This window comes from Tannerella forsythia 92A2 (genome assembly GCF_000238215.1).
Lineage (GTDB): Bacteria > Bacteroidota > Bacteroidia > Bacteroidales > Tannerellaceae > Tannerella > Tannerella forsythia.
The window spans coordinates 1,795,043-1,820,315 of record NC_016610.1; the positions used below are offsets into that span (position 1 = coordinate 1,795,043).

Annotated in this window: 23 protein-coding genes; 4 read left to right on the forward strand and 19 right to left on the reverse strand. The window is 41.2% G+C overall.

Annotated elements, in window-relative coordinates; all coding sequences use genetic code 11:
* Positions 1-221: 221 nt before the first annotated feature.
* Positions 222-428, reverse strand: a complete 207-nt coding sequence (locus BFO_RS07355) for a hypothetical protein (RefSeq protein WP_014225030.1) — start codon at positions 426-428, stop codon at positions 222-224.
* Positions 429-589: 161 nt separating this feature from the next.
* Here BFO_RS07355 and BFO_RS07360 point away from each other — a divergent pair, with 161 nt between their 5' ends.
* From BFO_RS07360 to BFO_RS07370, 4 genes are all read left to right on the forward strand, one after another.
* Positions 590-1,792, forward strand: a complete 1,203-nt coding sequence (locus BFO_RS07360) for an aminotransferase class V-fold PLP-dependent enzyme (protein ID WP_014225031.1) — start codon at positions 590-592, stop codon at positions 1,790-1,792.
* A 116-nt stretch (positions 1,793-1,908) separates the two neighbouring features.
* Positions 1,909-3,606, forward strand: a complete 1,698-nt coding sequence (locus tag BFO_RS07365) for an alpha/beta hydrolase-fold protein (RefSeq protein WP_014225032.1) — start codon at positions 1,909-1,911, stop codon at positions 3,604-3,606.
* 195 nt (positions 3,607-3,801) lie between these two features.
* Positions 3,802-3,975: a heavy metal-binding domain-containing protein gene (locus BFO_RS14975; protein ID WP_014225034.1), complete on the forward strand. Its 174-nt coding sequence runs from the start codon at positions 3,802-3,804 to the stop codon at positions 3,973-3,975.
* Between the two features lies 1 nt (position 3,976).
* A complete protein-coding gene (locus BFO_RS07370; RefSeq protein WP_014225035.1) occupies positions 3,977-4,579 on the forward strand; it encodes a ribonuclease HII in 603 nt (200 codons plus the stop codon).
* Between the two features lie 2 nt (positions 4,580-4,581).
* Here BFO_RS07370 and BFO_RS07375 read toward each other — a convergent pair whose 3' ends face one another.
* From BFO_RS07375 to BFO_RS16125, 18 genes are all read right to left on the reverse strand, one after another.
* Positions 4,582-5,010, reverse strand: coding sequence for a SufE family protein (locus BFO_RS07375; RefSeq protein ID WP_041590770.1), 429 nt, complete (start codon positions 5,008-5,010; stop codon positions 4,582-4,584).
* A gap of 12 nt (positions 5,011-5,022) precedes the next feature.
* A complete protein-coding gene (locus BFO_RS07380; protein WP_014225037.1) occupies positions 5,023-6,024 on the reverse strand; it encodes a M20 family metallopeptidase in 1,002 nt (333 codons plus the stop codon).
* Between the two features lie 12 nt (positions 6,025-6,036).
* On the reverse strand, positions 6,037-7,818 hold the full coding sequence (locus BFO_RS07385) for a gamma-glutamyl-gamma-aminobutyrate hydrolase family protein (RefSeq protein WP_014225038.1): 1,782 nt from the start codon (positions 7,816-7,818) through the stop codon (positions 6,037-6,039).
* Between the two features lie 77 nt (positions 7,819-7,895).
* A complete protein-coding gene (gyrB, locus tag BFO_RS07390) occupies positions 7,896-9,854 on the reverse strand; it encodes a DNA topoisomerase (ATP-hydrolyzing) subunit B (RefSeq protein ID WP_014225039.1) in 1,959 nt (652 codons plus the stop codon).
* 229 nt (positions 9,855-10,083) lie between these two features.
* The gene (locus BFO_RS07395) at positions 10,084-12,270 is read right to left on the reverse strand and encodes a peptidase domain-containing ABC transporter (RefSeq protein ID WP_014225041.1); all 2,187 of its coding nucleotides are present in this window, start codon (positions 12,268-12,270) and stop codon (positions 10,084-10,086) included.
* A 4-nt stretch (positions 12,271-12,274) separates the two neighbouring features.
* A complete protein-coding gene (locus BFO_RS07400; RefSeq protein WP_157755349.1) occupies positions 12,275-13,510 on the reverse strand; it encodes an HlyD family efflux transporter periplasmic adaptor subunit in 1,236 nt (411 codons plus the stop codon).
* Between the two features lie 139 nt (positions 13,511-13,649).
* Positions 13,650-14,324 carry a glycosyltransferase family 25 protein gene (locus BFO_RS16105; protein WP_014225043.1) on the reverse strand — a complete coding sequence of 225 codons (675 nt, stop codon included), beginning with the start codon at positions 14,322-14,324 and terminating at the stop codon, positions 13,650-13,652.
* Complete coding sequence (locus BFO_RS16110; protein ID WP_231964436.1) at positions 14,314-15,444, reverse strand: glycosyltransferase family 4 protein; 1,131 nt, start codon at positions 15,442-15,444, stop codon at positions 14,314-14,316. Before BFO_RS16110 ends, BFO_RS16105 begins: the two co-directional genes overlap by 11 nt.
* 126 nt (positions 15,445-15,570) lie before the next feature.
* Positions 15,571-16,305, reverse strand: a complete 735-nt coding sequence (locus tag BFO_RS07415; protein WP_014225046.1) for a hypothetical protein — start codon at positions 16,303-16,305, stop codon at positions 15,571-15,573.
* A gap of 7 nt (positions 16,306-16,312) precedes the next feature.
* Positions 16,313-16,813 (reverse strand): hypothetical protein, encoded by a 501-nt coding sequence (locus BFO_RS07420; RefSeq protein WP_046472585.1) that lies wholly within the window; start codon positions 16,811-16,813, stop codon positions 16,313-16,315.
* A gap of 37 nt (positions 16,814-16,850) precedes the next feature.
* Positions 16,851-17,198: a hypothetical protein gene (locus tag BFO_RS16115; RefSeq protein WP_244262894.1), complete on the reverse strand. Its 348-nt coding sequence runs from the start codon at positions 17,196-17,198 to the stop codon at positions 16,851-16,853.
* Between the two features lie 7 nt (positions 17,199-17,205).
* Positions 17,206-17,730 carry a glycosyltransferase family 2 protein gene (locus BFO_RS16120; RefSeq protein ID WP_244262895.1) on the reverse strand — a complete coding sequence of 175 codons (525 nt, stop codon included), beginning with the start codon at positions 17,728-17,730 and terminating at the stop codon, positions 17,206-17,208.
* Positions 17,727-19,943, reverse strand: a complete 2,217-nt coding sequence (locus BFO_RS14425; RefSeq protein ID WP_014225047.1) for a glycosyltransferase family 4 protein — start codon at positions 19,941-19,943, stop codon at positions 17,727-17,729. Before BFO_RS14425 ends, BFO_RS16120 begins: the two co-directional genes overlap by 4 nt.
* Positions 19,944-20,432: 489 nt before the next feature.
* Positions 20,433-20,633, reverse strand: a complete 201-nt coding sequence (locus tag BFO_RS07445) for a hypothetical protein (RefSeq protein ID WP_041590772.1) — start codon at positions 20,631-20,633, stop codon at positions 20,433-20,435.
* 217 nt (positions 20,634-20,850) lie between these two features.
* A complete protein-coding gene (locus BFO_RS07450) occupies positions 20,851-22,596 on the reverse strand; it encodes an erythromycin esterase family protein (RefSeq protein WP_014225049.1) in 1,746 nt (581 codons plus the stop codon).
* A 159-nt stretch (positions 22,597-22,755) separates the two neighbouring features.
* The gene (locus BFO_RS14980; RefSeq protein ID WP_014225050.1) at positions 22,756-23,325 is read right to left on the reverse strand and encodes a hypothetical protein; all 570 of its coding nucleotides are present in this window, start codon (positions 23,323-23,325) and stop codon (positions 22,756-22,758) included.
* Positions 23,322-24,521 (reverse strand): erythromycin esterase family protein, encoded by a 1,200-nt coding sequence (locus BFO_RS14060; protein WP_244262896.1) that lies wholly within the window; start codon positions 24,519-24,521, stop codon positions 23,322-23,324. The genes BFO_RS14980 and BFO_RS14060 overlap by 4 nt, the downstream gene beginning before the upstream one ends.
* Before the next feature lie 2 nt (positions 24,522-24,523).
* Positions 24,524-25,153, reverse strand: coding sequence for a hypothetical protein (locus BFO_RS16125; protein WP_244262897.1), 630 nt, complete (start codon positions 25,151-25,153; stop codon positions 24,524-24,526).
* Between the last annotated feature and the right edge of the window lie 120 nt (positions 25,154-25,273).

Here is a 25,273-nt window from a genome sequence, read left to right on the forward strand (position 1 = left end):
GTCAAAATGGCGCATTCTGCGCTAAATAAGTAATAGATATATGACAAAATGGCGCTTTGATTGGCTGCCCGTAATGCGTGTCAACATACTTGCATCCGCATCGCAGAGCGACCTCTTGCCATTCTTTCAAGGGAAAGAATATCAAGGGGGCCAGACACGAAGAAATAAAAAAAAAGAGTTGTCTCAGTATGAGACAACTCTTTTGATCTATGAGAAGATCATCACTTTGCTTCTTTTTTCTTGGAGCAGCATTCATCTTTCTTCTTGTCGCAAGCTTTATCTTTCTTGCAGGCTTCCTTGCCTTCCTTCTTGCAGCACTTCTGCTCTGTCTTTGTGCACTCTTTCTTTTCTTTCGTGTCCTGTGCATTGACAGAAACACCCAATGCCATGGCAGCAACAATGGCTGCGCTCAAAATCATTTTCTTCATCGTTCTGTTATTTTAAAAGATTAATACCGGGTGCAAAGAAAAAAGATTTTATGCTTCGTCCTACCTCAAGCGCTTAAAAATTAAATATCTTTATTTCATATACACACATTTTTCAAGGTTGGAGAGATACTGCTTTCAGCAGGGAATGCTATCTTTGCGTCATGTTAGAGACAGCATCCATCCGAAACGATTTTCCGATTCTGCAGCGCGAAGTATACGGCAAGCCGCTCGTCTATCTCGACAATGCGGCCACGACCCAAAAGCCTCGTTGTGTCGTTGATAGAATTACGGAAGAATATTATTCCGTGAATGCGAATATCCATCGCGGTGTTCATTTTCTCAGTCAGCAGGCTACCGAAGCGCATGAGGCGGCTCGCGAAACCGTACGGGCATTCTTGAATGCCCGTTCTTCGGCCGAAATTCTTTTTACACGAGGTACAACCGAAGCAATTAACCTTGTTGCATCAAGCTTTTCACGTGCTTTTGTAAAGCCCGGTGACGAGGTGATCGTCTCCGTCATGGAGCATCATGCCAATATTGTTCCCTGGCAATTAAACGGATTGAAAATAAAAGTGATACCGTTTAATGAGTGCGGTGAACTCGATCTGGAAGCATTTTCCCGGTTGTTTTCCGACAGGACGAAGCTCGTAGCTGTCACCCAGATGTCGAACGTACTCGGGGTGATCAACCCAGTGGAGGAGATTGTGCGGATAGCCCATCAGCACGGGATACCTGTCCTTATAGACGGCGCGCAGGCGGTTGCCCATCAACCGATCGACGTGCAAGCGCTCGATGCGGATTTTTATGCTTTTTCCGGGCATAAAGTCTATGGGCCTACAGGCATCGGCATACTCTACGGAAAGGCGGAATGGTTAGACCGCCTGCCGCCTTATCAGGGAGGTGGGGAGATGATTCAAAATGTGACGTTCGAGCACACGACGTTCAATGAACTTCCGTATAAGTTTGAGGCCGGCACTCCGGATTACATCGGCAGCACGGCGCTGGCCGAGGTGTTGAGGTATATACAGGCCATCGGACTTACCGAGATCGCGGCGCATGAATATGAACTGCTTTGCTATGCTACCGATCGGCTCGATGAAATAGAAGGCATGCGTATCTTCGGACGTACCGAACATAAGAACAGTGTTGTTTCTTTTCTGGTAGGCAACATACATCATTACGATATGGGTATGCTGCTCGACCGTCTTGGTATTGCTGTTCGTACGGGGCACCATTGTGCACAACCGCTTATGCACGCACTCGGCATCGAAGGGACCGTCAGGGCGTCGTTCGCACTCTATAATACAAAAGAGGAAGTGGATGTACTCGTCGAAGGAATCCAACGCATCCGAAAAATGTTTTGAGCCCCAGCAATAGTAAACGTTCTGTTTTATAAGAGGATTCAGGAAATGCATATAGGGAAAATGATATAAAAAACAGAGAGGAAAAAGACGATAAACTTAAATAAATCTTATATGATATGAAACTTCAAGTGGCAAAGTCTGTTGTTGTGATTTTAGGTTTGTTCAGTATCCCGTTGTATGGGCAAGAGAGTTATTCTGTTCTGATACATAAAGCATATAATGTGATGTGGAAAGAAAAGGACATGGATGGTCATAAAAAAGCCCTTAGGATGTATGAAGATGCTTTTGAACTGTTTCCTGATAGCATCGATACATCTGAATTGAATGATGCATCAATTCTGGCTGCATGGTTGAATGATCATGATAAGGCTTTCAAATACCTGAATGCTTTCGTTACCATGAAGACAGCTAAAAATGGATATCCCAGTTGGAAGTATGTAGTAGGGAATGATTCTGAAGTTGATTATAAGAATTTACTTGATGATCCCCGATGGATCACGGTGAAAAATATAGCACTCAAAGATAAGGCCTTGTTTTATGACAAATTGAGAGGGGAAGAGGAAGAATTCTACGAAATGTGTAAGATTGATTTGGAGCGAATAACAGACCCGATGGTTTTATATGATAATATACGGAATTATCATCCGTATAAATTAAAACAGAAGCAAGATTATTCGCTTACATTTCAAATAAATGATTCTGCAAGAACCTCTTTTTTTATCCATTTGCCGCAGAATTATAATCCAGAGAAAAAATACCCTCTTTTATTTTTTCTTCATGGTGCCGTACGGGGAAATCGTTTGGCAGATTTTCAACTTGCATCATGGGTATTATTTGATTGGAACAGGTATTACACAAAATACGCGGCCTTGAACGATGTTATTCTGGTTTTTCCTCGAGGTAGTAAGGAGTTTAACTGGATGGTACCCGATGATGGTTTTTTTATGGTTCCGGCGATCTTGCATCAGATTAAAAAGGCAATTAATGTAGATGACAATAAAGTATTTATCTCGGGACACTCCAATGGGGCAACGGGTTCATTCTCGTACTTGATGAAGCACCCCTCTTCATTTGCCGGATGTTATGGATTCAACACCTATCCGAAAGTCTTTACTGGGGGGACTTTTATAGAGAATATAAAAAATCGCTCGTTTATAAATTTCTCGACAGACAAGGACTATTACTACCCTCCCTATGCGAATGATCAATTCACACAACTGATGAAGAGCATGAATCTTGATTATAAGGAATATCGATATGACGGTTTTCCCCATTGGTTCCCCCAATTTGATGACTCGGAACCTGCGTATCGAATTTTATTCTCAGACTTGGTAAAACGGGAAAGAAATCCTTTTCCAAAGGAGATTTCTTGGGAGTTTGATGATGATTGTTATGGAACGATCGACTGGCTTTCCAATATAAAATTAGATACATTGGTGGAACGGAAGAGCTGGCATAAGGAGTTGAATTTCAAGATTGATAAATGGTTGAAGTATGACAAAAACGATAGCATAATTGTTTATAATGTAGATAGAAAAGCCTTTGACTTTCCTCGTAAATCAGGTAAGATCAAGGCTGAGTACGGTAATAACGTTTTTCGAATAGAAACTTCTTGTATAACTTCTTTCTCGGTAAATATCTCCCCTGAAATGGTGGATATGAAAAAGAAGGTACAGATTTATGTAAATGGAAAATTGCGTTTCAGCAAACAGGTTGGATATGATCGGGATTTTATGTTATGTAGTTTTAAAGCCAACCGGGATAGAAGTCAAGTCTGGGTGAATCAGATAGATGTGTTCATAAACCGTCATTAGTTTATCTGAATGAATTTGTAAGAATAGAAGTGATGAAAATTGCTGAATTAAAACAAGTTGATAATATGTTGTTGGATTGGTCATATTATTATCTCTTGCCAATAGAACAAGATTGTTTTTGGATGGATATACGGATATTCAATCGAAACCGTTTAAAACATGATTTGCTGTTAAATCTATTTATATAAGGATGTTATGATACTGACAACAACCCCTTCTGTCGGAGGACAAACAATTACCCCGTATCGGGGCATTGTGAGCGATGAAGCGATTATCGGTGCTCATATTTTCCGCGATTTCTCTGCCTGCATTACCGACCTTGTCGGAGGGCGGTCGAATGCGTACGAAAAGGTTTTAAGAAAAGCGTAAGATGCTTCAACCATACCTCAAAGAAGGACGCCTTGAGGCGGGATGCGACGAGGCTGGCCGAGGGTGTCTGGCCGGGGCTGTCTATGCGGCTGCCGTGATCCTGCCGCCTGATTTCCGCAATGAGCTGTTGAACGACAGCAAGCAACTGACGGAAAAGAAGCGTTATGCCTTGCGACCGATCATTGAGGAAGCGGCGACGGCTTGGGCGATCGGTATCGTAACACCCGAGGAGATCGACCGGATGAATATTCTGCGTGCTTCGATTTTAGCGATGCATCGCGCCATCGACGGGCTGAAAGTAAAGCCGGAATACCTGCTGATCGACGGAAATCGTTTTCATCCGTACCCCGGCATTCCGTATGAAACGGTTGTCAAAGGTGACGGGAAGATGATGAGCATCGCCGCGGCTTCGATCTTGGCTAAAACGTATCGCGACGACTATATGAACGCACTCGCCGGGAAATATCCGGCATATCATTGGGAGAAGAACAAAGGCTATCCCACCGAAGCGCATCGTGAAGCCATCCGTTGCGCAGGAACGACACCTTACCATCGCAAGAGCTTTATGCTCCTGCCGCCTGCACAGCTCCGTCTGGAATTGTAAAATCAGGCCTGATTCGCTTGAGCGCTGAATGCCAAAGCGTACATTTTCATTTGTTTCAGCATCGCGACGAGGCCGTTGGAGCGGGTAGGGGAGAGATGTTCCTTCAGTCCGATGCGGTCGATAAAGTACAGATCGGCATCGAGGATTTCCTGCGGCGTGTGATGAGACAGTACCCGTATGAGTAACGAGACAATACCCTTCACAATCACCGCGTCGCTCTCACCCTGAAAGATCACTTGGCCATCGGTGTAATCGGCCTGCAACCATACGCGACTTTGGCATCCTTCAATCAGGTTGCTACTTGTTTTGTATCGACCGTCAAGCGTTGGCAGCGCATTGCCCATGTCGATCAGTAAGGCGTACTTATCCATCCAGTCGTCGAACACGGAAAATTCTTCGATCACTTCGTCCTGTATCTCATTGATCGTCACCTCAGTCAATTCTTAATGATTATAAATCACATTCAAGATCGTCTCGCCGACGGCCTTTAATGTTTCACGGTCGATGTTCTCCATCGTATCATTCTGCGTATGCCAGTAAGGACCGAAGCCCGATTGGGTATCCGGATCGTAATTGATGATGTCCAGACAGGGAGTGCGAAGTCCTTGTATTACATATTGATGGTCGTCGACGATCGCTCCGCCCTGCGCGTTGATGAAATATTTTCCGTAGCCCAGCTCGCGTGCGGCAGTCCAGACTTTTTCCACATATCTTGCGGCATATTGTACGGAAGTGCTTTCCTTATAAAAGGTAGCGCCGCGCGAGCCGACCATATCGAGCAGAATACCGAACTCGGCCTTGTAGTTGGGCACATGCGGGTTCTTAGCCCAAAACTGTGATCCGAGACACCACGTGTCGGGCTTGTATTCGTCAACAAATTCCGGTGTACCGTAGTCTTCCGCATCAAAAAACACGATATCGATTCCGATAGCAGGCGCCTTTGCCTGAATCTGACGAGCGATTTCGAGCAGAATGCCAACGCCGCTACCCCCGTCGTCGGCCCCGTCTATCGGTTTACGGTGATTAGCTTCGTCGGTGTCGTGATCGGCATAAGGACGGGAATCCCAATGGGCGAAAAGGAGTACGCGACGTGACTTTTCGGGCTGGAATGCTCCGACGATGTTTTGGGCCTTTAATTTCTCGCCGTTGTATGCCGTTAGTACGGCTTCCTGCACATAAACTTTCGCTCCGTGACGATCCAGCTCTCCCGCCAGATAATCGGCGCATCGTTGGTGTGCTTCCGTGTTCGGCACACGCGGACCGAATGCTACTTGTCGTTCGATATAGGCATAGGCACTGTCTGCATTGAACGTCGGCGCTTCTATACGCTTATCCGTGTCGGCAGGTTCCGTAGTTTCCTCTTTTGTCGTATTTTTCTGACCGCAACATGACAGTATCAGACTGCCAAGTAATACTCCTGCATATTTATTGATCATTCTATCCATGATGATGGTCGATTATTTTATCCCGTTTTGTACTTCACTCATAACTCTCATCAGGTTACCTCCCCATATTTTGGCAATGCTTTCGTCGTCCAGTCCCTCGGCAATCAGACGCATTGTGATTTGCATCAGTTCGTTGGCGGCACGACAGCCTGTCAGCTCGCCGTCGCCATCGAAGTCGGACCCGATGCCTGCGTAATCGATCCCGACCAGATCAATCACATGCAGGATATGCCTGATAGCATCGCTCAACGAGGCTTTATCCGGTGATTCGTTGATAAATCCTTTATAGAGGCAGATTTGCATCACGCCTCCTTGTTGTGCTAATGCTTTGATCTGATCATCGTCGAGGTTACGGCGATGATTGCATAAAGCGCGGCATGACGAATGTGAGGCGATGATCGGGCGGGTGCTGTGCTCCAGAACATCGTAAAAAGTACGATCGGCAGCATGCGACACATCGATCATCATCCCGAGGCGATTCATCTCGGCCACGACCTCCTTCCCGAACGGACTGAGACCACCCCATTCCGCTTGTCCTGCGGCGGAGTCGCAGAGGTCGTTGTCGCCGTTATGACAGAGTGTAATATACGATACGCCCATCTGTCGGAAACGATGCAGGTTCGTCAGGTCTTTGCCGAGCGCATAGCCGTTTTCAATCCCTAAAAGAATGGCTTTCTTGCCTTCGTCTTTTAGCCGTCGCAGCTCATCCGGACTCTGTGCAATGCCCATCTGATGCGGGTAACGTTTGGCCTGTTCGATAACTTGTGTAAGCCGGTCCGTCGCATAATCCGTCGCCTTCTGTAAGGCTGCTGCGTTCCGGTCACCCTGCGGAATATAGGCCACCATAAAAGCGGCATCAAGACGTCCTTCACGCATCAACGGAAGATTGACTTTGCCTCCTTCTTTGCGCCCGAGGTCGAATGTTTGAAAAATCATCGGCGTATCCGTGTGCGAATCGATCGTGATCATCTTGCGATGCAACGTTTTGGATCGGGCATATACCTCTGCCTGACGCACATGATAACGGAAGAGATTCAGCATCGTCTCGTTTCCCGATACAGCCATAGGCTCCGGGTGCCACTGCACACTGAAGATCGGGTATTCGGGATGCTCCATCGCCTCATTCACCCCATCCGGCGCCGTAGCCGTAGCTACAAACTCGGGTGCCGGATCCTTAACGGCCTGATGGTGGATGGAATTGACAGCGATTGAAGAGGATAACCGATGAGATGATGCCTCGCTGAAATGTAATGCTGCTTGCAGCTTGGAAAGAAACGGAGCTAACGTGACCGTATGTGTGGCGACGTCACGCGCCTCTTCCTGACTGTGTGGCAACGCCTCTTTCGAGAGTTGAGCATGAATATCCTGATAAAGCGTACCTCCGAAGGCGACATTGATCAACTGATGTCCCCGGCAAATTCCGAAAACAGGTACTTGATGATCGAAAGCAAGCTTCAGCAACAGAAAATCGTATTCGTCACGGCAAGCGTCCGTATCGCCGAGCTCGGGAATCGGTGCTTCTCCCAGATATTCGGGATTTATGTCGCCCCCTCCCGAAAAAATCAGTCCGTCGAGCTCCTCTACGATCGAACTAAGCGTATGAATATCGGTGATGACCGGGATCAAAATGGGAGCGCCGCCGGCCATTACGACGGATTGGAAGTAAGGTTCTGCAATACACGAAGTACCCTCTTTCCGGTTGGCCGAGATTCCGATTTTCGGCAGACGGTGCAAAGGAACGGCCGATGCCGCACACGCTACCTTCTTATATAATGTATCGAGCAAGACAGACATAAACGATATGTTACGGAAACCGGATAAAAGAGGGCAAATCCGTGAAAAGAATTGCCCCCGTATGTTTTAATTTTTAATTATGCGTCGATGTTGGCATACGTTGCATTCTCCTCGATAAAGTCACGTCGCGGAGCCACATCTTCTCCCATCAGCATGGCAAACGTCGAGTCCGCTTCCACCGCATTTTCTATCGTGATCTGCTTTAACGTACGATTCTCCGGATTCATCGTCGTGTCCCATAGCTGATGATCGTTCATCTCTCCCAGACCTTTATATCGTTGCGTATGTATCTGACTCTCATTTCCTCCACCATACGTGTCGATAAACTTCTGGCGCTGCTGCTCCGTCCAGCAATATTCTTCGACCTTGCCTTTCTTGCAGAGATAGAGTGGGGGAGTAGCCAGATAGACGTACCCTTTCTCTATCAAGCCGCGCATACGACGGAAGAAGAAGGTCAGAATCAGCGTGGCAATATGGCTTCCATCGACATCGGCATCGGTCATGATGATGATCTTTTGATAGCGCAGCTTGCTTAAGTTCAGCTCTTTCGGGTCGTCTTCCGTTCCGATGGTGACGCCCATGGCCTTGAAGATATTTTGAATCTCTTCACTATCAAAGATGCGGTGCTCCATCGCTTTTTCCACATTCAGAATTTTCCCGCGTAATGGCAGGATGGCCTGAAAGTTACGGTCTCTTCCTTGCTTTGCAGTACCGCCGGCCGAATCTCCTTCGACAAGGAACAGCTCGCATTCCGCCGCATCTTTCGATGAACAGTCTGCCAGTTTGCCGGGCAATCCTCCGCCCGAGAACGGCGACTTGCGCTGTACCATCTCCCGCGCCTTACGAGCCGCCTGGCGCGCCGTAGCCGCAAGAATTACCTTGTCGACAATGGCCTTGGCCTCTTTCGGATGTTCCTCCAGATAGTAACCCAGCGCTTCACCTACCGCCATATCGACGGCACCCATCACTTCGTTGTTTCCGAGCTTCGTCTTCGTCTGTCCCTCGAACTGAGGTTCGGCGACCTTGATCGAAATGACGGCTGTCAAGCCTTCGCGAAAATCGTCTCCCTGAATCTCCACTTTCGCCTTTTCAAGCAGCTTTGAATCTTCCGCATATTTTTTCAACGTGCGTGTCAAACCACGACGAAAACCGGAGAGATGCGTTCCTCCCTCAATCGTGTTGATGTCGTTCACATACGAAAAGACACTTTCGTTATACGAGGTGTTGTACGTCATTGCCACTTCGACCGGAATCCCTTGTTTCTCTGTTACGATATGGATCACATCATGAATCATTGATTCTTTCGATTTGTCGATGTAGCGAACAAACTCTTTCAACCCTTCGTTCGAATGGAAAACTTCCGATTTGAACGATCCGTCTTCTTTCTTCTCCCGCTTGTCGGTTAGTGTCAGATAAATGCCGGCATTCAGGAACGCCAGCTCACGCAAACGATTGGCTAAGATGTCGTATTTGTACTGGGTAACGGTGAAAACCGTATCATCCGGCTTAAACGAGATGATGGTGCCGGTACGGTCGATCGTACCCGTCTCACGGATATCTCCCAGCGGCTTACCCTGCGAAAATTCCTGTATGTAGATTTTTCCGTTGCGATGTATTTCTGCTTTCAAATGGGAAGAAAGCGCATTCACACACGAAACACCGACACCGTGCAATCCTCCTGAGACCTTATAGGTTCCCTTATCGAATTTGCCGCCGGCATGAAGCACTGTTAATACGACTTCAAGCGCCGACTTGCCCTCTTTCTCGTGATAATCGACCGGTATGCCTCGCCCGTCGTCCGTTACGCAGATGGAATTATCTTCGTTGATTACGACCTCAATGTTTTTACAGAAACCCGCAAGCGCTTCATCAATCGAATTGTCTACGACTTCATACACCAAATGATGCAATCCTTTTTCGCCCGTATCGCCGATATACATGGCGGGACGTTTGCGCACCGCTTCCAAACCTTCGAGTACCTGAATATTTTTCGACGAATATTCCTTACTCGCAGCTCTTATTTCTTCGTCACTCATTGTGCTTATATCTTTTTAATAAATCTAATGTAAAAGGCTAACAAATGTAGTTGTTTTTTTCAAGACAGGAGGGCGTGTATGTGGTAAAAAGTATTAAAAAACGCCGGAAGGGCAATGAAATGCGGTTCTTCCCGAAAAGGCAGTCTGTAGAGAAATCGAACCCCTCTTTTGAGAATGAGAATCTCGTTTTCAAAAAAGAATCTACTTGAAAGAGTTTAGATGATCAAACTTATGAAATTTGCATTTGCGACGATACCAACTCAAAATAATGTCCTCTTTTCTCCATAAGAGTTTTGTGATTACCTGCTTCCACGATAAAACCTTTGTCGAGTACAACAATTTGATCGGCATTGCGAATGGTGCTTAGCCTATGGGCTATTACCACTACGGTACGTTGTTGAAAGGCATTATTCAGCGCATCCACAATTTTACGTTCGTTGATGCTGTCTAAGGCGTTGGTCGCTTCGTCGAGAAATAGAAATTTCGGATTCTTGTACAAGGCTCGAGCGATCAGCAAACGCTGTTTTTGTCCGCCACTCAGTCCGCGTCCGGTTTCGCCGACGATCGTTTCAAAACCTTTGGGCATGGCGTTGATCTCATCTTCAATTTGAGCGATCCGGCACACTTCACGCAGCCAGTCGTAGTCAATCCGATCGGCATCTAAGACAATATTATTCAAAATGGTATCGCTAAACATCTTTCCATCTTGCATTACTACACCGCACAGATTTCGCCATTGATGAAGGTTAATAGCATTTACGTTCATCGTGTCCATTTTTATTTCTCCGTAGCTGGGTTTGTAAAGCCGTACCAGAAGTTTGAGCAGTGTCGATTTTCCGCTTCCGCTACCTCCTACAATTGCCGTAATCTTGTCCTCCGGTATTTGCAGGTAGATATTTCGTAATACCAAAGGCGAATTTTGAGTATATTGAAAATGGATATTCTCCAGGCGGATCGTTTTCTTTTCGGGCAGAATGGAGGTGTTGCCAATGGAAAGCAGTTCTTCTTCGTCTTCCAATTGACGAATCTCATTGATACGCAAAAAACTGATTTTAGCGTATTGCACACCCACGACAAAGTTGATAAACTGTACCAAAGGTCCGTTGAGCATTCCGATAATAAACTGCGTGGAAATCATTACCCCAAATGTGATATCGCCCTTGATTACCGCCATGGCACAGAAAAAGACAATGCCCATATTTTTGATGCTTTCGATAAATTGAGCGCCCAAGTTCTGTGCGTTGGTTATGGCGAGAACACGCTTATTGACGTGATAGAGCCGGGCTTGAATCTCTTCCCATTTCCAACGGCGATATTTCTCATAGTTATAAATCTTGATATCCTGAATGGCAGAAACCGTTTCTACCCAATAGCTCTGATTGCGGGAGAGCAATTCAAAATACTCCCAGTCCAATTTCTTTCGGATACTCAAAAAGAGTAATACCCAGCAAACATAAAGAATGGAGCCTGCTAAAAAGATATAGAAAATAATGGCATTGTAAATCAAAAGAATGATGGCAAATATCACAAATGTGAAAGTCGAAAATATCAATGCCAGCGAATTGTTCATGATAAAACTTCGGATACGTTCGTGGTCTTGCGCCCGTTGAAGAATATCGCCCATCAGTTTGTTCTCGAAAAACGTAACGGGCAGTTTCATCAGTTTTATCAGATAATCCGAAATCAGGGCAATGTTTACCCGTGCCGTGATATGAAGCAAAATCCAATCTCTCAATACATTGAATATCATTACACTCAATAATATACTGATATTTCCGATCAATACCATATGGATAAATTTTACGTCCGAAGTCCTGATTCCCACATCAATGACCGCTTTGGAAATAAAGGGAAGCATTCCCTGCAAAGCGGTAACTACGAGCATAATAATGAATATCAGCCCGAAGTTGTGTTTGTACGGAAAGAAATATTTCAGAATGCTTGAGAAGCTGTTTTTCTTCTGTTCCCGTTCGGCTTTGCTGTCTTTGAACTCGGCTGTAGGTTCCACAGCAAGCAGCACGCCTCGCTTTTCGCCTTTCTGATACCAGCCTTGCTTAAATTCCTCGTGGCTGTATTTGATGCGTCCTTTGGCGGGATCGGAAACCCAGATGTGTTTTTTATCGGAATGATACACTACCACGAAGTGGCTGTTTTTCCAAAATAGAATGGCCGGAAAGGGAATGCTGTTTACCACATCGTTTATGGTACATTTGATGGCGAGCGTGCGAAGCCCGATACTTTCGGCGCCGGTGCTGAGGTCGAGCAATGAAACACCTTCCTTGGTAATGCCGCACCGATCGCGCATAAACTGCAGGGAATAAAACTTACCGAAATGTTTGGCAATAATTTTCAGAGACGCCGGACCGCAGTCTTGCGAATCCATCTGATATTCTACGGGGAAACGGTGGAAAAACATGGCCTTATTTTTCTCCTTTCGCTTTTAAGTTGTCAAACAACCTTTCAATTAGTCGTTTGCGTTTGGTGATAATTTCTGCTGTTCCTTTGCTCTCAAAGTCGAGGGGTAGCGTTTTTCCAAAATTCGTTACCGTGCCTTCAGGAAATGAAATAATCACGAGATATGCATCTACTTCTCCTTTGGGTGTTTTCAGTTTGTTGGTAATGCGAGAAACGGATTTTACAATACCTTTTATCAATCCGTATTCATCGTAAGGATAGTTGTTGATTTTTACGTTGGCAGATTGACCAATTTTCACTTTTCCGGCTCCAAACGAAGGTATGATCACTTCACCTAATATGTTGTTTTTATCGGGAATAATGGAAAAAAGTTCTTGTCCGGTCTGTACAAAACTATTGTCCCGCCAAAAACCGAGATATTCCAATTCGCCCGCAGTAGGTGAATATTGCAGATAACGTTCTTTCCAAAGATTGATGGCGTTTGAAAGCTCGTTTTTACGTGTGATGTAATCGGAATAGGCTTTTTCTCCGGTTTCGGTTTCTTCCAGCAGAATACGCTGTATTTCGAACTGATTGCGGCCTACCTCCGATTGTTTCATCAGTTTGTTGCTCTGCAGATTTAAGAGTGTCTGTTGTAGTGAGAGATGAGCGGTATGCTGCTGTTGATATTCCTGTTCGCTGATGGCTTTGGCGACGAGTAATAAACTGTCTTTCCTGAGTTGATCGGCGGAAGTGCGGAGGATTTGTCTTTTGAGTTGAATTTCATTGTCGAGATTGGCTATTACGGCTCTATCTGCAAGGATTTGCTGTTGCAAGTTTTGGCGCATCGTACTGTAAATAACGGAACTCAGCATACGCTCGTATTGAAGATAGGCAAGCAGAAAAGCATTGTAAGCAGAACTGACTTCCCCGAGTATCAGCGTATCGGGTAAGGATATTTTAGCGGAAGCGTCTGCTTTCAAAAGGTTGAGTGCGGTATCCACCCATAGAATGTGCTTGTAGTCTGCACCACTCTCCAAGTAGGAAATTACATCGCCTTTTTGCAATTGGGATTTGTTGGTTTTTAGCAAACGGATGCGCCCGTTGCTGTTGGCGACCAAACGAACGGGAGCAGTAGTAGCTGTTACCGAAATTTGTCCGTCGACCGTGTCGGGATATCGGATCAGAAAACCCAACAGCAAGATAACACTCATCAGCACACCGACACACAAAACGACCCATTTTACCCAATAGGTGGGCATACGATCGATAATGGCTTGTACCTCTTCGGATTTTTCGCCGATTTCGTCTGGTTCGCTTCGTTCATCCGGGAGTAGTTCCTCTCTTCCTGTCGGAATGAACGAGGAGGGCGGCGTGTCTTGTATGTTTTTGTTGCAGTCGCTATTTGTCATTCTTCTCCTGTCTGAATTTATGTGCTACGTGATGAATGGTTCTCAATCGGTAATCGGATTGCTGAAAAAGGTGATTTACCAATCCTGAAACATCATTATTACTACGTGTAACATCGGAATAGCCAAAATCTTTTTGAATAGAGATAAACGGATAGAGTACCATTTTATCTTTAGCAAGAATGGATAAAACCCCGTCAGCCGTATCGGTATCTTTAAAATCATAATCCAATATCTTTTGAAAGAGAGGCTTAAAGATGACCATAAATTGCGTACTCCAGAACCAATCTACCCAATAACGGTTGGTAGCAACGGGCACAGCCGCTCCAAAACCGCCGATGCCGCCGGAAAGGAGTTCAGAGCCTTGTTCGTTGGCTTGGATCATATTTGCCCAAAGGTACGTTTTGCTGTATGCGGATGTGAATGTATGATCGTCTTCGCAAATGATCATTATATCATCCTCATTATCTTCTGCCATCCGCACCGCTTTTACCATACTTTGCCAAAGCCCGATGGTTCCAATCGGATGTTTTACGGCTTCGATCCATGTAAGCTCAAATTCCGGCTTTCCGTGAAATTGCTCCTCTATGTGCTTTCTCCGTTCGATACGTTCTTTGAGATTGATGACGTAAACGGGAAGGTAAAAATCATCTATGCTATTCGCCATTTCTCCTGTTATAATTTACCACCGTTTCTTCTAAGATTTTATTCACTTTCTCTCCCCACACTTCCCAATTTAAGCGTGTTTCATATTCTCGGCGAGAAGATTCGCGCAGCTTTATATAACCGTCTTTATCGCTGAACACTGATTTTATTTTGTCGGCATAATCTTCTGCCGTGGCATTGGGTGGCAGTAAAAAACCGTTTTTACCTTCCTTTACGGGCTGACTCACCCCGCCTACATTCGCTGCGATGCTAGGGACTCCGTAGGCGGATGCTTCACAAAAAACGATACCGAATGCATCGAATTCCGTGGGAAGCACTAAAAAATGTGCTTCTTTAAGGATGTTGCAAAGTCTTTTTAGATGTTCCGGCTTGGATTTATCTAAAAAAGGAATAACTGTCACATCCTTTATTTCATCGTAAGGTTCTTGAGGGGTTGAACCGATAATGGTAAGCGTACATTGTAACCCCTTGGATTTTAATTTTCGATATGCCATGAAGACTTTATCTCCCCCCTTCTTTTTCCAATTTTTCCCGATGAATACTAAATTGCAAGTATCTGTTTGTATGGAAATTTTATAATCCGAAGGAGCAGGGATATTCGCACCGAATTCTACAACATGAATTTTATCAGACGGACAGTTATAATCATAAACAGCATTTTCTTTAGCCCATTCGGATGAAAATATTATATGATCCGCTCTCTCAATCATTTTTTCTTCTAAATTGTCCGCCATAGCTTCAAAACGACTGGATGGTACCTTCATGTTTTTTTTAAATAATCGAAAAGTCGAATCCCCAATATAAATTACCGGAATATTTACCGTTAGATAAGCACCGAAAAAATAATCACGAACAATTATTATATCGTATATATATCTGTTTATTCTTTCGGAAAGTATCCTTCCGAAAACAGGAGCATAGTATTCTGGAAAAAAATCTCCTTTAAAATGAAACTGTCGAGATGAGTCAACGATCTCTTTCCCTATCCATTCAATGGAATAATTTCTTTTTAGAATTTCTACAATATAGTACAATGTCCCAGACCAATTGCCAATTTTGTATGGATCAAGCATGGACAGGAATGCTATTTTTTGTTTTGTTGAGGTAATGAATTTTTTCAATATTCTACTTTTTGTGTTCAAAAGTGGCATTGCTTATAATAAGACAAAAACAAGATGGCAATCAGATGTTTTTATGTGAATAAATATTTTTTAGGGGGGATTTAACCGATAAATTTACTCAAGTTGCTATAAATCTCTTTTTTTATCTGTCTCATCCATTTCTTGAAATATAAACATTCCTTTTAACTCGGAAAGATATTTGTCAAAATCTACGATGCTTTCTTCCGTCATAAAAAAGTAGAGATACAGAGGTATATTATATTTTCCAACTATTACAACTCCTTTGCCGTAACGATAGATATTTTGGCAATACTCGCCTTTGAAATTTAATGGATAAACGAACATAGACACTCCATTAAAAATAGATTTTGCCGTATCAACAGGATAATATGTAACTAGCATTTCTGCATCTTTCATTTCTTGTTTTGTACGAGAACGAAACTTTTTCCCCATTTCAAATCTAGCAGCTATGCGAGAGAATATATATTCTTGTGCGACTTCATTTTTATATGGAATAGGTAATTTTTTTCCTTCCATGGGATTAAAAGCAGGGTCAATGGCCACTTTGCATTTTCCATCCTTATGAGATAATATTCCATTTCTCATGTTCATCTCATTTCGCATAGGACATGAATCATTACCGAATACGTAAGCTAACGTATCCGATACTACAACCCATTGCTCTTTAGGATGGTATGTGATATGATTTTTTTTTAGAATGTTCCAGAATTTGTCATACTTCAATTTTGAAATATGATTTTCCTTTATAAGCATAGAATTTTTCTCCTGGATATCCTGTGCGTATAGTTGCCAACCGAATGAATGAATGGTAAGCAGTATTAAAATTAGGCTTCTATTCATGATATGTTTATTTTACATTTACGACAAACGCACCAGATGAAACATCTGATCGTTTTATCACGAATTCTCCCTCTTCTGGGTTTTGAGGGTCAAACACTACCATATTCCCTGATTTATCATATCTTTTGATTATCACGGCATGACTTGATGTACCATTACCAGACCATCCTGGAGTTGTATTGGGGTTAAATACTAGAATTTGACCACTACAATAACCTTCTTCTGAGCCACTAAAAAAGTTAGATGCAAATTTTTTATGATCATGTCCGTTCCCAGAGAAAGCATAGTTGTTTTCATCAAAATTATCTCCATAATAGCCACTTGCTATTGCCATAGCAGCATCGGCATCGTAATCAATCCCACAGCTTTTTAAGTATGCAATACACCTCCACCAACAATCGTTAGTATCATAACCTCCAATATAGGTCATTTGTAATGCTTCACTTAATATTGGCATTCTTTTTGCCAATTCGTCCAGACTTGATTTTGTTAGTTTCTTTCTTGCCATATAAAGTTAAATTTTAAAATTAGTGAATAATTATCAGTTAGGGTGATAGTAGTCTGCTTTTGTTTAGGTGAAATATTTTTTGAAATACTTCTACTAACCCGTTGAAAGGAACCATCTCTTTTTCCCGAAGTTTGTCCAATGCTTCAAATATAAGCATTAATTCCGGAAAGTCATTTTTATTTTTCTCGATCAAATAATATAAAACCTCCAGCAATATTTTTTCTGAAGTTTTTATTTGTTCCTCTCTTTTTTTTTGTGTTATTTGGGTTTCTGAAATCCGATAATAGAGTAGCGGCTGGGATTCCACATAAAATATTCCACCTTTTTTGGCTATTTCTATCCAGAGTTTATAGTCTTCGGCATAGGGATAATTTTCATAATGCAACTTGTTCTCAATCAGGAATTTTTTTTCGTATCATAACCGTGGGGTGAAATACAAAATTTCCCTGCAGAAAAGCAAGCAAAGGATATTTCACCAGACTGCAGAGAGAGTGGGCAATCCTCTCTACAGGTACATTTTTCCAAAATTGTTTCATCCATGTACTACAGACAGTTATGCTTGGCTCTGTTTCCATAATGGCATGCTGAATTTTAAGTCTGTCGGGGTGCATTTTGTCATCGGCATCCATACGGGCAATATATTTTCCCTGTGCCTTGCTTATACCCAAGTTCAGAGAACTGACAAAATCATGACAATTCTCAATCATGATAATACGTTTATCATCATACGAACGGATAATATTACAAGTATTGTCTGTGGAACCATCATCTACTATAATGCATTCGAAGTCTTTAAATGATTGGCAAATAATGCTGTCAATAGAATCCCTGATATACATCTCAGCGTTGTGAACCGGTAATACAATTGAAACGGCAATTTCCGTGTTTTTTTTCCGTCTTTCTATCTTGGTCTTCATCTTTCCATTTGTTTATTTAATGACACCAATTCTTTATACACTTGTACCGTTCTATGCATCATTTGCTCCAGATTAAATTTTTTCTGATATAGTTTTCGGACATTATGGCTTAATCGATTCTTTAGTTCATGGTCATCAATAAGACGTTTTATTTGCTTTGCCATCATATCAACGTCTACTGAAAGTCCCAAAACTGATGAGAATTTAGTATGGACTTTTAAAGCATTCTCTTCATCTGTAAAAATCTCATCCAGGCCATCGACAGCCGTAGTTACTATCGGCAATCCAAACATGGCCATCTCTATCGCGACATAACTTGCCTGTTCTTGCAAAGAAGCTATTATTCCAATATCACTTTTTACATATAATTCTTTTAGTTCATCAAAGGAAATTCTACCTCTTACATCAATATTTAAATCAGGGTAATCACTCCTTACCTCTTTTTGAAATACAGAACTGCAAGTTCCGGCAATTGTCAACATAACCTTGTACTTTTGTTGTTGCACTATTTTCAATGCATTCAATACATATTCAATTCCTTTACTTTCGTTTACCACACCCACATATAGACAATAAAATATATCAGACTTTGTTTTTTGTTTTCGTTTTGAATGGTTGAAATCGTCTATACCATTGGGTATCACTTGGATATTTTTGGTGTGATGGCGGATACAATTTTTTAGAAAATCTACGGCAGAATCTGTTACGCACAGCAAAGCATCAGGAGCTGTGTATGATTGTAATTCACAATTGTTCGTTACATAGGTTTCTGGATTTGGACTACTTTTTTGTCCGTTATTCAGATAGGTGTGTTTATACAATTTATTGAAACGTTCTTTGTCGCTGTTATATAGGTCTTTCCAAGGAATGCAGTGCAAATGTGTGATGATTTTGCATCCTGTTTGTTCTCTGATATAGACCGCCAAATCAATCAAATTGAGTGTATGTAGATGTATAATACAATTTTTTTTTCTGTCGAAGAGGTGTTTTGTTAGCCGGTAAACTTGTTCGTTGTATTTCCGTAGCCAAAAACGCTCAGATATTATTGTATGGTATTGTTGTGGGAGTGGGATAGTGCATTTGATGTAATGTCTCGTTGTTTCTTCTTTCGGAAAAAGCAGTGTGTTGTCATTTCTCAGATGTATCCAGTGAGTCTTTATTTCTAGAAAATTCCGTAATCCTCCGATAAGCGTACCTATATATCTGTCCACACCCGATGTGTTGGCAGCATGTGACATGTCAATAATATATAAATTAATGGAGGCCATTATAATAAGATTGATGTTTTTTATTGCATGAGTCAATAGTTGGCCGATTCCCTGTCCATAACCTGCGACAAAAGCTCCCGGCGGAATATGCTTTAATAATATTTTTTCCAATTCGTTTTCTTTATTGATGGTTAGAGAGAATAAAGAATTGTAATTCCTTGCTGGTTTTGAGCTATCTATATGCTCTGTTAAAATGTAACTTTCCACAGAATCCAAACAAGAGAACAGTTTGTTCTCATTAATCACATCCTTATATTTTTCGAATGTATCTAATTTTTCCATGTAGTACGCTGTATTATAAGAACTCATTATTCGGTTATTCCTGTACAACTTCGCATAATCGTCCAAAATTACATGTGAATAATCAGTGTAATCACACTCATAAACCGTTTTTAGATAGGTCTCAAATCTTTTTAAAACTGCATTTTTATTGTAAGTATAGTTTATATCATTAAAATCAAAAAACTGAACAGAAAAATAGAGCTCGTTTGCTTCGAAAATATGCCTGATTATTTCGTCAATCCGTTTGTCTTTGGGATAAATCGATTTTACAGAAGTCCAAAAATAATTCATCCGCAGAGCTTGAAATAAAAAAACAGAATTTCCTTCCGATTTATCAACTTCTTCAATTATTTTGTTATACTGATCGGTAAACAATTCGTCAAAATCGGCCTCTATAAACTTGTTCTCTATCAAATATAACAATACATAACCAATTCCCGACAATCCGTGTTCAAAACTTATATTCTCTGTTTTACTAGTCAAAGATTCTTGTAACAAATCAAAAGCCTGCTCTTCGATATACTCATCTTGTAAATAACGTGCCACTTCAAATAATGTCAATGCAATGCCTGCTTTGCCGCTGTAAAGTCCCGAAGAGTTTATAGAACAAGCATTGAGAAGCATGTAATCAACTATTTTTCGTATCGTTGCCTCGTTAATCATGGATGAGTGTTTTGTGTATTCTGATTCGAGGTTTTTACGCACCCAAAATGAACCATATACGTATTTATATATGTATTTGACCCCATTGGTATCGTTTTATGTTTGATTCTAATCATGTTACAATTACAAATAGATTAAGATATGGATCATATCGGATCACTTGCCCCAAAAATAAGAATAATTTTTCTATTGTACTTGCGTATTTGTAATATTTAACATTGTAGATTGAGTTTGCTTCACCGAATATCAGTGTGTCGGGGATTGGGATTCGGTTTATTTTATTGTTGTTCATCTTATTAGTGGTCGAGTCTGTCCGTAAAATATGCCTGTAATTCGGATTCCTTGAATTATATTCCACAAAGAGTTGTAAAAAATCCGTTTCTGTCAACCCGAAGTTTTTTGTTTCCATATTTCTCATGTATACCGTCTCCAAAATAACGGTCAGCATCCTTTGGATAAGAGCATGAAGAAGCTCTCTTAGCAACTTCATCACGTTTTTCGTAAATAGCATGCTGCAGTCCACGCGGCTCCCGTATCAGGCCGTTTTGCCCTGATATTATAAATACGCTCTATCTCATCCCACACAAGGCTGTCGCCCAACCTTACCCACCGGTTATCTTTGGGGAGTTTGTCAAGAGAGGACTTGATGAGATCCGGACTCAGCTGCTTATGTTGTGAGCTAAGCTTCATCCGGTTTTGTTTTAATATGCAAATTTGCAGATTTGTTCTTAAATGAGCAACTGTTTTCAAATATATTATTTTAATCGTCAGTAGTTTAATTGGCAAAATGGGTTATTCGGTAAACCCTACTTAAAGTTTGCAACAAATGGTAGGTTGTTCCTGACCAGTTGTTTATATCGTATGGATTTAATGTAGTTAAAAAGGCAATATTCATCTTCAATCCTATTTATTTTTTATTTTTTTTTAACGCATCTTGGAAGGCATTCATTATGATTACGTTCGTATTTAATTCGGGTTCTCCAAATATCTTTTTTTTCTTTATGGGATATACTTGTTTAATAAAAATAGCTCCGTCCATTCTTGCTTTGGGCATCATGTATTTGAATTGGTTTTTAATATACATATTCCCTATATATCTGGTTTTAAATATATCAGCGCAATTCATTTTCTCTGTGGATAAAAAAGAAGAGTACCCATAGCGCTCATCATCCATTAAATACTCCAAACTACCTCGCGTTGGAGACTGCAATGATTTTATTTTAAAATGGAATCGAGAATCTGAGGTTGATGTCAAAAAATCTCCTTTACTGGTTATCAAAGCAATACAGCTGTAATCGTCTTTGTATTTGTTTTTCATATAATACCCTAGTGTATTATGGCTTTCAACACTTAGAGTATTTTCTATGATACCCTGATAAGCCACGTGTCCGAAATGGCAAAATAAAGTGGCGGTTTCGTCTGGCTTTAATAGATGGTTAACCATAAACGCTGTATTTTGATACATCCTTTCGTCTCGATTTATAAAGTTGTAGTAACTATCTGATTTATTATTCAACAAGACCAGACAATGTCGCATCAATTCAGATTCATCTTCTGTTAGCATATTCTTAAAGCCCTTGCTGGCATCAAATATGGCGATAATTTCGTCCAACGATGGTCCGGTATATACCAATAATTCACATATCCTTTTTAAATTTTTGTCTTGCTCGGTTATATTAAGGGTGTAAAAGAATTTAAACAAATCCAACTTGCTTTGTAGTTGGATATAATTTACGTCAATTCCCCAGAAAAAGACTTTCTTATCTGAGTGTGAATTATGTCTCTTTATCCATTCTATTAGCGATAAGAAAGAGCTTGAGAATAACGATCGGTCAAAATAAGTGGAAATACTGTCTATTTTGAAGTTGGAGTCCTTCTCAATATATCTGTTTATGTAGAACGAATTCTCAAAAGGTATCTCTAACAGAATCAATCTACAATTATTATGAATAATCCTGTTTTTGATTATATCAATGGCTATATCATTCATTGTTTCAGTGCCGTGAATGGTTTCTCCTATGGCTAATATTTTTCTACTCATAAAAGGAAGGTGATTTCGGTTCTTGTCATCAATAGGAATGATATCCTCTTTCTGCAATGACATTTTAATCCCTTGGTCTTCGGTTTCAAGCTTCCCTATGTTTTTTTCGTTTATAAAAAGATTTAGGTTATTTATCCATATTTTTGCGCTATTTTTTGTATCTCCTTTCGCTTCTATCGATAAATTAAGGAACGCTGCTTCCATTAAATCTACCGATAGAGTTTCTGTAGTCCATTCTTCATTTAATGAAAGATAAAGAGTATCTATTGATATTATTTTTTCGCAATCGCCAATAGTGATTAATTTCAGGTATAATTCACTACCGTTTTCTATTTTATAGTTGATTTTAATCAAAACTTTGGAGCGGAAACCTTTTTCTTGAAAAAGAGGTTTAGAAAATCCGCAAATTCCTGTTTTCTCGCCAATTGTCTCTAAGAGGATGGAGGGTACGGTTGTGCTGTCAATCTTTGATTTTAAAAAAGGGTGGTTTTTGCTCATAACCCAATGATAAGTTAAGAGACTGTTATTTGATTGCTGTGCACAGGAATGGCACTGCATTAATAATAAAAAAAACAGCAAAAATATAAGAACTGGTCTTGTCTTAATTGTCATTATAATTTAATCTCTTAGAGTTTAACTCCTCGCTACTTGCAGCGAGAAGTAAAAATTATTCCTCTATAAACTACCCGTCCAAAAGCGGGCGAGTAGTTCATTTAATCAATTCGCGGACAACAATCTCACAATAATTTTATGAGGTTGTTGACAAGAAACTCAATTCCAATTTCCATATGGCGTATGTATTGTTCTTGATGTTATAAAAGAACCATTATTTGCGTTATAGATCGAGAATCTTATGGCGTTTTGTCCAGACAAGTCAGTTTTTACCACTGTAAATGCTTCTGAATTTGTATAGCCCTGGTCCAATAAGGTCGCTTGTAATTCTCTCATCATGTTTTCAAGTCGAGTCCCGAATTGATCAATCATCTGAGACAGTCCTGGTATAATACTCAATCCTGTATTTGCCCAAATATCTGCTTCGGAAATAGATTGGTTACATTGGTTACGAATAAAATCAGATAAATTCATATAATACACTTGTGATGTTTGCCCTGGATAAGTTGAATTCCCATGAATATACACATCATTGGCTACATACCCTATCCCTTCTACGTAACCTCCATTCCAACTGTTACTGTTGAGCATGGTGTTATACTCATATTGGGTGTAGGGATTAGCGGATGTCCCATCCCCTCCACCTACGTAGTGCATTTGGGATGCTTCTTCAATTACTGGCAATGTTTTTGCCAACTCATCTAAACTTTTTCTGGTCAATTTTTTCATTGTCTTTTAATTGGAAGTGATTGTGAAATCTTAATACGTTTCTGTATCTCATCGATTTTTTTTTGTCTCTGTTTTGTTTTTGCCATGAATAGATTAGAAATTTCATCAAGAGAAATTTCTTTTTTATCTATACTATCGTAATCTAAGTTTTTTATGAAAAATATTCCTTTATATCTCTGATATAGATTAAAAGGATAAAACTCTTGGGGCATATGATGGCTACCTTTGAATCGTGACAAGATCAATCGGTTAAATTCAGGGGTCAGTGGGATGTAAAAAATATTCTCGTCGAAAGTGCTTAGGAAAGACTCCATACTGTTAAAAGGAAGCTTGTGTAAGAACGTCTTTTGCTGGTTATAATGTTGATCATATGCGATGCCGGTGTCTTCGCCTGTTAAAATCAGAAGAGGTGAATAAGCATCGGAATACTGTTCTTGCATATAATATCCGAAGGAGGTACACGGTACGGCAGGAAATGTTGAAAGGCGATTGATATGTATCGCATGTCCGTAGATGATCGTTTTTACATTTTCGGCGCTGGCATATTTGTCGATAAGAAACTTGGCATTTGCAAACATGACAGAATCTCTTCGGATAAATCGCTGTATGGGGTTATCTCCAATTTCTCTCGAAAGAGTCAAGATGTGAGAAATGACATCGACTTCTTCGGGTGTAAGCACTTTTTGAATCTCGTTTTTATGAGCTTGAAGGAAAGAGCTGGCTTCCTGCCAGTCCGCTTCCATTAATAAAAGGGAGAATTGGTCCAATTCCGGAATTTTAGCTTGCTCGTTAAGCCGCGTTACAAAGTCAAAGATATCTACGGCCGAATTTTGAGTCGGTGAATAAATGGGGTTGTAATCGGAACCATACAGTCTCACCTTCGATTCGTCTGTTTGTTTCGAGTTGAAAAGGCGTAATTTATCTAAGAAATCAAACAAGTGAAGCGTGGATTTACCCGCCAGAAACAAAGAGTCCAACGTATAACGGCTGTCTTGTATGTATCTGTTGCATGCCAATGAAACTTCCAAAGGCATTTCTAAAAGGACCAATCTGGCATTTTGTTGTTCCGCCGTTTGAAGGATACACTCATATCCTAATTTTTTGATTTCGTCATTTCCATGCATGGATTCTCCCAGACCGATAATCTTCTTCTTATTTATTTCGTTGATCTGATCCAATGGGAGTCTCTCATCCATCGCTATTGGGGTGTATGTGCGTGCGTCTTGTGCCGTAAAGGGAGATAGAGTTCGGACAAGGAAGCTTCGATTGGCTTGCCATCCAACCATAGATTTAATTTTGAGAGGGCGATATAAGCCGTTGAGTCAACGACTCCTTCGGCATTTATTCGGATATTCAGCAACTTCGCATTTTTTACCATTATATCTTTCGATACGATACGTAAAGCAGTATCGGGTATAAATTTTAGTGTGTCGGAAAAAATGACTTTTTCTTCCTCATTGATAGCATCTAAGGTAATGGAAATTTGCCTGATGTTTTTTCCTTTCGACTCAAATTCAACCGTCGCTTGGTTTGCATTGCAAGGGGGAAGCAGGATTCTTTGTTTGAGTTCCGTTTGCAGCCGATTTAAAAAAGGGTGTCCTTTTTGATACATCATGGCAAATAGAGGACGATCTACTCCTTTCACACCAACGGGAATTGTGTAATTGAGATATGCCGCATTTTGCTGCCAATGATAAACAATCGAGGAGTCTTCCTGCATTCTGAATTCCAAGTCATACATTTTCGTGTATGTCTTATGCTCTGTTTTTGATGTGCAGGACATACCATAAAGAGCCCCAAAGAGTAGAATAAGAAAGTGTACTTTCATGTTATTTTTTTATATCATTTCCTTATTGAAACCAATATTCAATAGGTCTAAATGGTTTGTAAGGGGGGGGCAGGCGTAATAGCTACTCTAATCCTACAGTCTTCTTATCTTTTTTTGTTA

Coding starts and splice junctions, on each gene's coding strand:
- BFO_RS07355 (WP_014225030.1), bottom strand. CDS start 428: ATGAAGAAAATGATTTTGAGCGCAGCCATTGTTGCTGCCATGGCATTG.
- BFO_RS07360 (WP_014225031.1), top strand. CDS start 590: ATGTTAGAGACAGCATCCATCCGAAACGATTTTCCGATTCTGCAGCGC.
- BFO_RS07365 (WP_014225032.1), top strand. CDS start 1,909: ATGAAACTTCAAGTGGCAAAGTCTGTTGTTGTGATTTTAGGTTTGTTC.
- BFO_RS14975 (WP_014225034.1), top strand. CDS start 3,802: ATGATACTGACAACAACCCCTTCTGTCGGAGGACAAACAATTACCCCG.
- BFO_RS07370 (WP_014225035.1), top strand. CDS start 3,977: ATGCTTCAACCATACCTCAAAGAAGGACGCCTTGAGGCGGGATGCGAC.
- BFO_RS07380 (WP_014225037.1), bottom strand. CDS start 6,024: ATGGATAGAATGATCAATAAATATGCAGGAGTATTACTTGGCAGTCTG.
- BFO_RS07385 (WP_014225038.1), bottom strand. CDS start 7,818: ATGTCTGTCTTGCTCGATACATTATATAAGAAGGTAGCGTGTGCGGCA.
- gyrB (WP_014225039.1), bottom strand. CDS start 9,854: ATGAGTGACGAAGAAATAAGAGCTGCGAGTAAGGAATATTCGTCGAAA.
- BFO_RS07395 (WP_014225041.1), bottom strand. CDS start 12,270: ATGTTTTTCCACCGTTTCCCCGTAGAATATCAGATGGATTCGCAAGAC.
- BFO_RS07400 (WP_157755349.1), bottom strand. CDS start 13,510: ATGCCCACCTATTGGGTAAAATGGGTCGTTTTGTGTGTCGGTGTGCTG.
- BFO_RS16105 (WP_014225043.1), bottom strand. CDS start 14,324: ATGGCGAATAGCATAGATGATTTTTACCTTCCCGTTTACGTCATCAAT.
- BFO_RS07415 (WP_014225046.1), bottom strand. CDS start 16,305: ATGAATAGAAGCCTAATTTTAATACTGCTTACCATTCATTCATTCGGT.
- BFO_RS07420 (WP_046472585.1), bottom strand. CDS start 16,813: ATGGCAAGAAAGAAACTAACAAAATCAAGTCTGGACGAATTGGCAAAA.
- BFO_RS16120 (WP_244262895.1), bottom strand. CDS start 17,730: ATGAAGACCAAGATAGAAAGACGGAAAAAAAACACGGAAATTGCCGTT.
- BFO_RS14425 (WP_014225047.1), bottom strand. CDS start 19,943: ATGATTAACGAGGCAACGATACGAAAAATAGTTGATTACATGCTTCTC.
- BFO_RS07445 (WP_041590772.1), bottom strand. CDS start 20,633: ATGAAGCTTAGCTCACAACATAAGCAGCTGAGTCCGGATCTCATCAAG.
- BFO_RS07450 (WP_014225049.1), bottom strand. CDS start 22,596: ATGACAATTAAGACAAGACCAGTTCTTATATTTTTGCTGTTTTTTTTA.
- BFO_RS14980 (WP_014225050.1), bottom strand. CDS start 23,325: ATGAAAAAATTGACCAGAAAAAGTTTAGATGAGTTGGCAAAAACATTG.
- BFO_RS14060 (WP_244262896.1), bottom strand. CDS start 24,521: ATGGATGAGAGACTCCCATTGGATCAGATCAACGAAATAAATAAGAAG.
- BFO_RS16125 (WP_244262897.1), bottom strand. CDS start 25,153: ATGAAAGTACACTTTCTTATTCTACTCTTTGGGGCTCTTTATGGTATG.